The 12,088-nt window shown below is 45.1% G+C and carries 12 protein-coding genes; 4 read left to right on the plus strand and 8 right to left on the minus strand.

The features are described from left to right. Positions 1 to 77: 77 nt before the first annotated feature. The 4 genes from ACFWMP_RS27085 to yyaC form a co-directional block, all read right to left on the minus strand. A complete protein-coding gene (locus ACFWMP_RS27085) occupies positions 78 to 884 on the minus strand; it encodes a PhzF family phenazine biosynthesis protein (protein WP_379425340.1) in 807 nt (268 codons plus the stop codon). Then, a complete protein-coding gene (locus ACFWMP_RS27090; protein WP_379425342.1) occupies positions 884 to 1,555 on the minus strand; it encodes a DUF6483 family protein in 672 nt (223 codons plus the stop codon). The genes ACFWMP_RS27085 and ACFWMP_RS27090 overlap by 1 nt, the downstream gene beginning before the upstream one ends. Positions 1,556 to 1,858: 303 nt before the next feature. Further along, complete coding sequence (locus ACFWMP_RS27095; protein WP_042191837.1) at positions 1,859 to 2,665, minus strand: alpha/beta fold hydrolase; 807 nt, start codon at positions 2,663 to 2,665, stop codon at positions 1,859 to 1,861. 90 nt (positions 2,666 to 2,755) lie between these two features. Further along, positions 2,756 to 3,283 carry a spore protease YyaC gene (yyaC, locus tag ACFWMP_RS27100; RefSeq protein ID WP_379425344.1) on the minus strand — a complete coding sequence of 176 codons (528 nt, stop codon included), beginning with the start codon at positions 3,281 to 3,283 and terminating at the stop codon, positions 2,756 to 2,758. 145 nt (positions 3,284 to 3,428) lie between these two features. Here yyaC and ACFWMP_RS27105 point away from each other — a divergent pair, with 145 nt between their 5' ends. Further along, entirely contained in the window at positions 3,429 to 3,653 is a 225-nt protein-coding gene (locus ACFWMP_RS27105; protein ID WP_042191840.1) for a DUF1128 domain-containing protein, read from the plus strand. 77 nt (positions 3,654 to 3,730) lie between these two features. Here the strand turns inward: ACFWMP_RS27105 and ACFWMP_RS27110 are convergent, their stop codons facing one another. The 4 genes from ACFWMP_RS27110 to ACFWMP_RS27125 all read right to left on the minus strand — a co-directional run bounded on the left by ACFWMP_RS27110 (position 3,731) and on the right by ACFWMP_RS27125 (position 8,594). Continuing rightward, positions 3,731 to 4,735, minus strand: coding sequence for an asparaginase (locus ACFWMP_RS27110; protein WP_042191842.1), 1,005 nt, complete (start codon positions 4,733 to 4,735; stop codon positions 3,731 to 3,733). A 364-nt stretch (positions 4,736 to 5,099) separates the two neighbouring features. Continuing rightward, on the minus strand, positions 5,100 to 5,936 hold the full coding sequence (locus ACFWMP_RS27115; RefSeq protein ID WP_042131038.1) for a sugar ABC transporter permease: 837 nt from the start codon (positions 5,934 to 5,936) through the stop codon (positions 5,100 to 5,102). After that, positions 5,933 to 7,240: a sugar ABC transporter permease gene (locus ACFWMP_RS27120; RefSeq protein ID WP_042191843.1), complete on the minus strand. Its 1,308-nt coding sequence runs from the start codon at positions 7,238 to 7,240 to the stop codon at positions 5,933 to 5,935. Before ACFWMP_RS27120 ends, ACFWMP_RS27115 begins: the two co-directional genes overlap by 4 nt. Positions 7,241 to 7,259: 19 nt before the next feature. Further along, complete coding sequence (locus tag ACFWMP_RS27125) at positions 7,260 to 8,594, minus strand: sugar ABC transporter substrate-binding protein (RefSeq protein ID WP_379425348.1); 1,335 nt, start codon at positions 8,592 to 8,594, stop codon at positions 7,260 to 7,262. A gap of 453 nt (positions 8,595 to 9,047) precedes the next feature. On the opposite strand from ACFWMP_RS27125, the gene ACFWMP_RS27130 reads away from it, so the two are divergent. The 3 genes from ACFWMP_RS27130 (at position 9,048) to ACFWMP_RS27140 (ending at position 11,906) form a co-directional block, all read left to right on the plus strand. Further along, a complete protein-coding gene (locus tag ACFWMP_RS27130) occupies positions 9,048 to 10,808 on the plus strand; it encodes a glycoside hydrolase family 13 protein (protein ID WP_379425350.1) in 1,761 nt (586 codons plus the stop codon). A 106-nt stretch (positions 10,809 to 10,914) separates the two neighbouring features. Then, positions 10,915 to 11,424, plus strand: a complete 510-nt coding sequence (locus ACFWMP_RS27135; protein WP_339243503.1) for a YtxH domain-containing protein — start codon at positions 10,915 to 10,917, stop codon at positions 11,422 to 11,424. Between the two features lie 149 nt (positions 11,425 to 11,573). Then, positions 11,574 to 11,906 (plus strand): DUF5665 domain-containing protein, encoded by a 333-nt coding sequence (locus ACFWMP_RS27140; RefSeq protein ID WP_042191847.1) that lies wholly within the window; start codon positions 11,574 to 11,576, stop codon positions 11,904 to 11,906. Positions 11,907 to 12,088: the final 182 nt, after the last annotated feature.

Below are 12,088 nucleotides of genomic sequence, written 5' to 3' on the forward strand. Positions count from 1 at the left end.
CGGGATTAAAAATGGAGAATCATTGTCTCCTAACCATCATCGTTCCATTATATCACGGCTCTACAAGAGTTATCCTATCAGGGCTTCACATGCAGCTCTCCACTAACAATAGTTATTGCTCGGCCAGACATCTTAATCTGATCTTTGCTTACCTCAAGTTGAAGTAAGCCTCCTCGTTCGGAAGCTTGATAAGCGGTCAGCTGCGTACGGTTAAGTCGACTAGCCCAGAAAGGTGCTAGCGCAGTATGCGCTGAGCCTGTGACCGGATCCTCATTTACCCCCATCTTCGGTGCAAAGAACCGTGACACACAATCAATGCCTTCGATGGAGCTTTCTGCAGTAACCGCAAAGGCTCGCTCTTCAAGCCGGGATAAAGCCCCGAAGTCTGGGCTAAGTTCGCGAACTAGGGATTCCTGATCGAGCCGTACAAGTACATTGTCAGCATAGAGCATAGTTTCTACCACATTTTCTTCTGTAATACCAAGCGCTTCTATAAGAGCCGGAATTGTAGGAGAAGACTTAAGCTCATAAGGCGGGAAGTACAGTGAGATGAGGTCATCCGCACGAGAAGCTCTAAGCAACCCACTGTGTGTATAAAATCTAGCTTCCACCTCTGGATCCAGCAATCCCACCTCCCATAATATATGTGCACTCGCTAGAGTAGCATGACCACATAAATTAACCTCAACCTTGGGCGTGAACCAGCGCAGACGATATCCATCATTCTCCGGCCAGAGAAATGCCGTCTCTGACAAGTTCATTTCTGCTGCTGTCTTAAGCATAAATGCCTCGTCGACTGGATGCTTCAGCAAGCATACTGCTGCCGGGTTTCCTGAATATGCTTTTCCTGCAAAGGCATCGATAATAAATAAAGGGGTATTCATTAGGCTTCCGACTCCCTCCGAACTTCTGTGATCCGGCGCCACTCTTTCCATCCTTGTTCCACTTCATGGATAGGAAGCGAGCCTTGTTCCAATTCTTCCGGTGATTTAAGCAGCAGCCGTCTGTACAATTCATCACCTTCCAGTGAGACATCTTCCCCCTGCTCCCATAGTCGATACAGACTGTCCTCCGCTTTACTATAATGTCCGATTGACTCCATATAATCTAGAAGCAGCCGTTCCGTCTTGGCTGGAAGACGATACGCTTTGACTTCCTCCAGAAGTTCATTAATATCCTCTGTCATCTGCAGCATTTCTCGATCAGCGCCGTGCAAATCTGCGTACAAATATAAATGCAGTGCTCTCATACTTCTGAATAGTGCCGCGTCATGATCGCCATTTGCAGCATAAATGCTGCCCTCTTCCTTAAGCAGCTTAGCTACACCTTGAAGCTTATCTGACTCCAATACACCGTTAAACCGGAACATATCTATAATATCTTCTACAGATAGTGAATTTAAAAGACGTGAGTTCAGCGGAAAATGTCGGTTCAATAGCTCATCAATTTCCCATAAGGCTTCCGTTGTCTTCCGCTCTTGCTTCAGCGTTAGAACCTTGGCAACCATCGCCGTCATATCTTCGATCATTCGGACAATATAGTCTCTTCGGAACATGAACTTCCCCCCTTTTCCATACTGTAACTGTGAAGCTTTTGTATCTAGGTATTATATGTGTTTTATTCATTTATCTTAAACCATTGCACTACGCTATGCCACTAAAGCAATTACGGGAAAAATAATGACTAGAATCCTTCTACTTATTGACATGAAATACCGTTCCACATTGGCGGCGTAACAACCATAGCTATCTTTGCCGGATTGGGAATCCGTAAGTTTCAATAGTCTCCTAAAAAAGAGGCAGCCCACGCCAGTTACTTTGACGCGGAGCTGCCTCTTTTTGAATTATTATTTCAGCGATCACGAATGGCTGTTAATACTAACCGTAGCTTGGGTGAATTCCTTGATAACCTCAGCTAACCGTTCAGGAGCTTCAAAGAGGCTCATGTGGCCCGCTCCAGAAATCGTAGCTTGCGTTATATTTGGTTTATCCGAAGTAAAGGTGCGCTCCGCAGGAATCAGTTCATCCTGCTCGCCAGCAACAAGTAGTACCGGCAACGTGGTAGCTGTGATCACATCACGCCGATCCGGACGCTCGCGCATCGCCAGCGCAGCTCCCGCTGCTCCTTGTGGAGGCGTTTTGTAACCAATTTCTTTAGCTCGCTCCAGCAGCTGCGGTGATGCAGAAGCGGTTGCTTTAGCAAAAATTCCTGGGACGAAGCTGTCCACAAAAGGAGTAATGCCTTCATTTTGAATCCTGCTGACACTTTTCAATCGATTCTCCCGAGCTTCTTCACTATCCGGATATGCAGTAGAATGGATTAATCCGAAGCCCTTCAATCGAGAGGCATACCGCTGCGCGAACGAAAGTGTAATATATCCACCAAGAGAATGTCCCAGCATGGTGCATTCAGAAATTTCTAGTGTATCTAACAAGCCCAGAACATCGTCTGCCATTTGTTCAATAGTATAGGGGCCTAGTGGAGCCTCTGAAGCTCCATGACCACGTAAATCGGGAGCAATCACTCGGTAGTCGCTGCTTAAGATGGGAATGATTTGTTCCCAGTATTCAGCACTTCCGCAAAAGCCATGCAATAATACAATAACCTCGCCTTTCCCCTGATCACTGTAGCAAATATTGCTTCCGTCACAACGTACTCTTTCCATGGCTGCTTCCCTCTTTCCAAAATACTAAGATATATTAACTAATATCTATTATTAAGCAAAACAGCTCTCCTTGAAACCGGCATCCTATTCTTAACCCCCAATTCCAAACCCTTTTGCTGCTGCGGCGGCAATTTGTTCAGCCATAACCATAACTCTATGTAGTGGAGTCGTCTGCAGCGTCCGATAGGGCTTGGGACCGTTGATATCTACAATCGCCGCCAAGCTATAATGCCCCACTGCGGGAAGGCATACCCCCACCGATTGTGCTGGCTGAAGCGGCTCATCCGAAACGAAGTAATATCCAAGAGCTATTGGAGGTCCTAGGCAAGCATCCACAGCAATAATGATATGCTCAGATGGAATCTCAGCGACTCTGGCCACCAAATTATCTGCATCGCAAGGAGATGGCAACGTACCGATTACGTGCGGAAAGCCATATTCCAGAAGTTTGCTGCCTGTTAGTGGACCGAGAGCATCTCCTGTAGATCGATCCGTTCCGATACACAGAAAGGTAACTTTCTTAGCTGAATGCAGCGCTGCAATTTCCATAAAAAAGGACACCAATCCTACATCGTCCATTTTGCTTCGTTTACCGCTTCCCTGTTCTCTAATTGCCAATACCTTTCCTCCCTTCGATGATATTTTTTGATTTCACGCCTTTAATTTAACATGATTTCTGTGAGCCCGACAAAAAAATGGTGATCAAGCTCACAATCATGGTAAAATACATGAATCAGTGTACAGAAAGGATGTTAATAACCCTATGGATTTAACACAACCTAGTCAGGAAAATGTTGAATATATGATCGAGGCCATCAAGAACAAACTGAAGATGGCAAGTGCTGCTGCAATGCAAGCCTCCGCTTTTTCAGTAGATAAATATGAAGATATCTTCGATGTCTATGAGGTAGCCATGGGCAGCGATAGACTCAGTATTTCTCAGGTGGAAGCGCTCGTCTCCGAACTCGGTCGTCTACGTCAGAAATAATTGTTCTTCGTTTACAAAAGGAGCCCGTCGCTGCGAATCCGAGATGGATGCGCAGCGACGGGCTCCTTTTTAAGTTCCTATTTCATGAAATGAAGCTGAAATTCTGTATCTGCATGACCTACCCGTGTACCACCATCATTGTAGATCACACCTGAAAATGCATTACGCAGCTTTTCCAAAGTATTTTTCTGACTGTATCCAATCTGATTTAAAATCCCCTGTACAATAAGTCCCCACTCTTCTTCTGATCCATCCAGAATCTTGAAGGCAATACCCAGTCGCTCGCGGCGCAACCCGAAGCAATATACGCCTTTAAATCCACCCTTAGCAATAATATTTTCATCTTCCAAAAGGATTGAATCAAGGCGTCCAGACCCAGAAACCATCTCCGGATGAGCATTCATGGCCGCAGTGATTGTGGTGACCGCTCTGCGAGTTGCCTCGTCAGCAATTAAATCAGGATTGGCTAATTTCAAATACGCAGTCGCCAAGGCTGTCAAAGGCATGGCAAATACCGGCAGACCGCATCCATCCGTACCTAGACCAATACTGTCTGGTGCTACACCAGCCATATAAGCAATCGTATCTATAATTTCACGCTGAACCGTTTGCTCCGGCTGAGAGTATTCTTCAAGTGGTAGTCCTTTGAGCTTACTATATGATAAAATCCCCATGTGCTTGCCCGCACAGTTATGATAGAACTTTCTTTTGCCCGTGCCGCGAATGGCATTCTCTCTACTCGTATAATCCAGTGGATAGCTAGTGGCACATATCATTTGTTGCTCATCGATCCCAATCTTGGAGGAAATACTCTCTAGCGCGGCAACATGGTAGCTCTCTCCTCGGTGAGAAGCAGTCATTAGGGCAACCTCTGCGGGTGTAAAACCATAATGCTCCACGATTCCTCCACGAATGCCTGGGATAGCCTGAAGTGGCTTGGCCGCAGAACGGGTAAAGGATACAAACTCAGGATCACCTGCATAGCCCTTTACGTTCCCGTGTTCTCCTACGATTGCAATATGTCCGCTATGGACACATTCCAGCAAATCTGACCGATATTCTCTTACTAATACTGTTTCCATGGTAACTCTCCTCTTTTCTCTTTGCTGCTCTATAACTCACAAGGATTTATTAGGATTCTACATTTAATAAATGCTAGAAAATAACCCCGTGCTCCGGGGATTTTTTGTACATCACAAACTCCCTTAAGTGTTAGTTCCATGAGGAATTCTACTCCTATTTTCATCATTCTTCAATCCTCTCCACACCAAGAAGATTTTAGAAACCACACAAAAACAATTCCATCAGCAATAAATCCTGAATGACAGGAACATAAATGAAGCTTTTAAATTAAAAAACCACTCCCGCATCAGATTCTTGCTCTTCTGAAAAGGAAGTGGTTTTTATAGAATTCAGTACTGCTGTAGAGTGGGAGCGCAAATCGAATTAACCCTTACTTGCACCCGCGGTCAGACCGTCCACCAGGAAACGCTGAAGGAAAATGAACAGTAGCGTGACCGGGAGAGCAACCAGCACCGCTCCGGCGGCGAACAATGTGAATTCGGTCGAATTGCTTTGATTCACCATCCGGAAAAGCCCGACAGCGAGCGTTCTCGTCTCTTCCGTACGCAATACAAGGTCCGCGAATATGAAATCCACAAAGCAGCCATTAAATATCATAAGACTGGCATAGGTAAGCATCGGTTTGGACAGCGGGATCATTATAGAGAGAAAAACTTTCATATGACTCGCCCCGTCCATCCGCGCAGCATCTTCCAGACTTTTAGGAATAGTATCAAAAAAACCTTTAGCCACAAACACATTGGTGATAATGGCGCCACTGCTGTATACAAGCACAAGTGCCCAATGGGAATTCAGTAGCCCAAGCGTGTTCAGCAGCACGTAAACTGCAATCATAGCCATGAATCCCGGAAACATTTGCAGAACTAGAAGCGCGGTCAGTGTCGTTTTTCTGCCCGTGAACCGATAGCGAGAGATGGCATACGAAGTCAACAGCAGCAGAAAAGTGCCAAGTAGCGTAGACAGCGCTGCAACCTTTAGTGTATTCATGAACCAAATCAAATATTTAGTTTGCTCAAACAGTTCCTTGTAATGAATGAACGTGAAATTTTTAGGAATCAACGAGTCGCTGAACAAACTGTTTCCCGTCTTGAATGAAGACATAATAATCCAAAACGCTGGAAAAAGACTAATAAAACTGAGCACAATCAGTAGCAAATGGCTTCCAATCGTTTTAAACGCTTCTGTCAGTTTTGGCTTCATGCAATCATATCCTCCTCTTTGTAGGATCGCGTTCGGCGGTAGCTCCAGATGGAGAAGGTCGCGACCAGCAGGAAGATGACAATCCCGATTACGGAAGCAAAGCTGTATTGCGATTGGTTAAGCGCCAGTTTGTAGAGCCAAGTCACCAGCAGATCGGTATGGCCCGCGTACTGGTAATCCGGATTAACCGGTTCTCCGTTGGTCATCAGGTAAATGACGTTAAAGCTATTAATGTTACCGGCAAACTGCATGATCAGGATTGGAGCAGTCGCGAACAGTACCATAGGCAGTGTAACCATGCGGAATTTGTAGAATGCCCCAGCACCGTCCACTTCAGCAGCTTCGTACATATCCCTTGGAATCGTTGTCAGTACCCCAAAGGCCAGAATCATGGTAACCGGAATTCCGATCCACATATTAGCCAGAATTACGGTGACCTTTGCCCAGAAAGGATTAGTCAGCCAGGCCACCCCCTCCAATCCCAAAGCTCTTACATAACTATTGATCGGTCCGAACTGATTATTGAACATATTACGCATGACGAGCAGAGAAATCATATTAGGAATAGCAAAGGGAACGATCAGCAGTGTACGCCAAAGCTTTTTCCACCGAACACGGGGCTGGTGAATAAGTACAGCGATGAGCACACCTCCAATGTAAGTCGTCGCAGTAGCAATAATCGCCCAGATCAGTGTCCAAGTCAGCACTCCGCCGAAGGTTGAACTCCATACATCCAAACTTAGCATTTTATTAAAATTACCGAACCCCACCCATTCTACTAGATGCGCAGGCGGTAAAATCGGGTCGGCATAGTTCGTAAACGCCAGTAGCACCGAAAAAACAAGCGGCAATATCGTCAGAAAAACCACTGCCACAAAAGGAATCGCTAGTACAAGATAGGCGAAGTTTCTACGCCCCATATGTCTGAGCGATTCACCGAATGAATGAATGGGCTCATTCCGGTCCCGCGCAGCTCCAACTAGAAAGGCATCCCTGATATTCAGTAAATGAAAAGCTGTATAAAACAGCAGCGCCAGCAATGACATCAGACCATTGATCATCATAAAAATGGAGTGATCGCCCTCCACCATCCGGGTTAATTTACCTACCTTGACCATACGGCTTGGAAATTCACCAAGTGTGATCAATCCCCGCAAATAACCCATTAGATCATGAGCAATAAAATAGATTCCAGCAGACCCCACCAGCAGGAATACTAATCCTTTCAGCCACTGTCGATTGAAGAACTGGCCCAGTCCCGGAATAATAGCCGAGAGTAGCGCTGCACCTGTTTTTTTGTGCATAGCTCAAGTCACCTGTCCTTTACTTCGAATCCAGATCGGCCTGAATCGTTGATACAGTCTTATCGAGCGTCTGCTTAACATCAAGACCCGGGTCGTTCCACAGGGATACAAAAGCTGCCTTTAGCGGTTCCCAGACGGATTTGATTTCCGATAGAGAAGGCATCGGCACGGAGTGTTGGAACTGCTCGAAGAATCCACTTATAATCGGATCATCTTTGATTACCGGCGCTTCTCCGGCTTCAATGCTCGCAGGAATCGCACCCGTCATTTCAAAGTTCTTTAGCTGATTCTCCTTGCTGCTTGCAAAATGTGCGAACAAGCGGCTAGCGACCGGATATACCGTATAGGAATTGACATAATACGATTTAACACCGGAAAAAGAAATGCTGTCTTGACCATCAGGTCCCTTAGGAAGAGGCGCCACTCCAAGGTTAACATGATCCTTGAACATCGCTATGGACCAAGGCCCGTCGATGTTCATCGCCAGCTTGCCTTCCTGAAACAATTGAGTTTTAACGTCATAGGTGATATCTCCTGCATTCAATGGGAGAATTCCTTTTAAGCTCTGAAGAAAGGTAAATCCTTTGACGGTGCCTTCATTATTCAAGCCGATATCTTTGACATTCGTATTGTTGTCACCGTAAATGTATCCGCCGAAGCTGCCAATGAATGGATAGCTGTAATACCCGACGAATTCCCACATGATCGCAAATTTGTTCTCTTTCGGCTTATTGTACGTATTGGCAAAAGCGATCACATCATCCCAAGTTTTTGGAGCTTCGGATATCAGATCCTTGTTGTAGAACAGCGCATAGGTCTCCACCGATTTAGGATAGCCGTACAGGATACCGTCATAAGTCGATGCCTGAATAGCTGTCTCCACCATAGTTGATTTCGTTTCTTCCTCAAACACATCATTTGGCAAAAGCAATCCCGCTTTGACAGCCTGACCAATCTGATCATGCGGGAGAGTCAACACATCGGCGGCTAGTTTGGACGGGCCATCTGTCGCCAACCTTGTTCCCTGATCGCCGCCCGCCATTTCCTCAACCTTGACAGGAACGCCGTATTCTTTTTCGAAATCAGCGGCTAACTGCTTCATGTACTCAACCTGCTCCTTGGCTTCCCAGACCGTTAATTCGGCCCCAGCTTCCGGTTTCAGCTCCTCTTCGGCGGGATTCGTCTCATTTGTAGTTCCCCCCGGCTCGTTCACTATGGAATTCGGGCTTGAATTCGGCTGAGCCGTAGAGTTCCCATTGCCTGAACCGCAAGCCGTAACCGTCAATGCCAACAGCAGACTTAGGGTCAAACTAAATGATACCGCTTGCATTTTAGATCGTTTACTCTTCTTCATTTGCTCATCTCCCCTTTATTCATAAGTGATCAGACCTAACACGCATAGAAAAAGAGCATGCAAAAAAGGTACAACCTCATTCGCACAAAGTGCCGAGGTTGTACCTTTTAGGTAACAGTGCCTTTAATTTGTTTGCGTATTAAGAAAAATCAAGTTCGTTCGCCCTCATTCTATAATACCCATAATTTGGATTGCAATCAGAGTATAGATCCAAATGGGGTTATTTAATAGCACTTTTCTTGTTTTTCCTTATATTTTCTCCTTTTTTCAACTACATACTAAATATTCCATATTGTGAATTCATGTGAAATAATCTCTTGCTTTAATCTTGAGGGGTATGATAAGATTCAGACAAAATTTAAAGGCAATGAAACCGGCAAGGGTTCAACCTCTGATTATCATGAGGTTGGCCCTTTTTTGCGTTTACAGGCCACGAAGGGATGGAAATTGATTATGATTCAACAAGAAGCCGTTTATCATCGCATGGGGCAGAATTGGTCATATGCCTACGATGAGTCTACACTGCATATTCGCATAAGAACTAAACGGGATAACGTGTCAAAGATTGATCTTTTTTGCGGAGATAAATACAGTTGGGACAAAACCCATGAGGTTATTCCCTTGCAGCACATGGCTTCTGATAGCTTATTCGATTATTGGCAGGCTGCCGTCCGTCCTGTTTATCGCAGACTCACTTACTATTTTGCACTTTATAACAAAGATGAGGTCCTTTATTATTTGGAAAAAGGCTTCTTCTCAGAGCCTCCAGTCATAATATATGAGGGCTTATTCGACTTTCCTTTCTTGAACCGTGAAGATGTACACTCCCCTCCAGCATGGGTAAAGGATGCAGTATTTTATCAAATTTTTCCGGAGCGTTTCGCAAATGGCGATCATACTAACGATCCGGCAGATGTGCTAGATTGGGGCGGTACGCCGAGTCCCCGGAATTTCTTCGGAGGAGACTTGCAAGGTGTACTAGATCATTTGGATTATCTCTGTGAATTGGGCATTACCGCCATCTATTTCAATCCTCTGTTTGAGGCAACCACCAATCATAAATATGATATAAAGGATTATTTCTTGGTGGACCCTCATTTTGGAACCAACGCTTTGCTAAAAGAACTTGTCGACGCCTGTCATTCCAAAGGTATCCGCGTCATTCTAGACGGTGTCTTTAATCATTGCGGCCATACCTTTCCGCCATTTGTTGATCTGCTCACCAACGGGCGTTCTTCCCGTTATGCCGATTGGTTTCATGTGCGTGAGTGGCCACCACAAGTCATCGACGGAATTCCCACCTATGACACATTTGCATTCGAGCCTATCATGCCAAAATTCAACACTGAGAATCCTGAAGTCAGAGAGTATCTGTTGAACGTTGGTCGTTATTGGATTGAGGAAATCGGTGTAGACGGTTGGCGGCTTGATGTCGCGAATGAAGTCTCTCATACGTTCTGGCGACAATTCCGTAATACGATCAAAAGCATTAATCCAGAAGCCTATCTTGTAGGCGAAATTATGCATGACTCCTTGCCGTGGCTACTTGGCGATCAATTTGATGCCGTTATGAATTACCCATTAACCAACATTCAGATTAATTTCTTCGCTCACGGACAAATTAATGCTTCACAATTTTCTCTATCGATTGCTACTATGCTAGCGAATTACCCGCAGCAAATTATAGAGGCCACTTTTAATCTATTAGACAGCCATGACACAACTCGTTTCCTGACCCTTTGCGGTGGTGACATCCGGAGATTAAAACTGGCCGTTTTGTTCCAAATGACCTTTCAGGGAGCACCATGTATTTACTATGGCGATGAAATCGGTATGGAAGGTGAATATGACCCAGATAATCGTAAATGTATGGAGTGGGACATCAAGAAACAGAACAGGGAACTGTTTGAATACTATCGCTGGACGATCGGTCTTCGTAATTCGCATACTGCGTTCCGTAGTAGCGGCTTTAAATCGCTGGAGATCCCGGACCACCCAAGACTGCTTGTATATGAACGGTGGGACGAACATAACCGCTTCTTAATCGTGCTCAACAATGAAGAGGTGCTAGTCGACGCCACCATTCCTGTACCCGGGATGGATGCTATATGGGTAAACCTAGAGACGCAGAAGCGAACAGAAAAATTCACATCATTACTACATCTGAATCTGCCCGAATTCGGCTATGCGGTATTCCAAGCTGTTAATAAATAGTCCATAACAAGAGCCCCTCGCCATCTACGCCTTGCTCATCAATTGTTTCAGCCTATACGCCAAAGTTTAAATACGAAGTAAGATAACTTATAAGGAGTGATTGGTGATGAGTAACGTAGAACATAAAGTAGAGCATGAAGTAGAAAACGGAAGCAACTTTTTCAAAGGTATCTTTATTGGTAGCTTAATAGGTGCTGCAGCAGCCCTATTATTTGCACCAAAGCCTGGTCGTGAAATGCGCAGTGATCTGTCCGATAAACTTACGCTTGCTACTGACAAAACTAAAGAAGTTGCTGGTGTCGTAACTGACAAGACCAAAGCCATTGCCACAACGGTAGGTGAAAAAGCAACCGATCTGGCTAGTACAGTTTCAGTCAAAGCTTCTGATATCTACACTACTGTCAGCGACAGCAAGCAGCAAATTGCCGCTACCCTTCAAGAAGCAGGCAGCAAAATTGGTGACACTGTAAGTGAGTCTTCAAATAATGTAGCCTCTGATGTTAAAGACGCTTCTAAAGAAGTGGCTGACGAAGCCAAAGCATCCTCTAAAGAAGTCGCCGATGAGGCTAAAGATGCGAAAGAGGATGTTAAATCCTCCTATAAATCCAGTTACTAATCTGCGGCATAATACAGCTATCATTTCATTCGACAACAGCCAGCTGTCCGCAGCTGGCTGTTGTTTAGTTATACCCTATATAAAGTTTCATCTGATTGAATAGATCCTTAATGAATGCCCGATCGGGCTACAGAAAGCAGGGGTGCTCCATGGGAGAATCAAATAGCCAAACAAAAGCATATGAAATTGATGAACATCCTTTCGAATTACGGCATGAGGTCAAACGCTTAAACAATCGTCTGGATAAGATTGCTGACTCACTAGAAAAATCAGAATTTAAGGACATCCTTGATAACTACTCAGATCCCAAAAAAAGAATTATCACAAACTTGATGGCCGGTATATCCCGAGGTCTCGGCCTATCTCTCGGAACGTTCGTAGTCCTTGGTGTTCTGGGCTACATTCTTAGTCTATTTCTTGATGTTCCCGTGATCGGTGAGTACCTTGGCGAGATCAAAAAATACATTGATGCGAACAGCTAACAAGTGGGCTATTTATCGCCCCTCTATCACCGCTCCCCCTTACCCCGCTTGTCCGGCTAATCCTTCAAGGTTAGCCGGACAAGCGGGGTAAGGGCGTTGTGGAACACAAATAAAGGACATGCTATTCTCCAGGCACGGAGAGAGGCATGTCCTTATCGTCGAACAGTAGAATTCAAATCCAG

Source organism: Paenibacillus sp. NPDC058367 (assembly GCF_042723305.1).
Taxonomy (GTDB): domain Bacteria; phylum Bacillota; class Bacilli; order Paenibacillales; family Paenibacillaceae; genus Paenibacillus_AQ.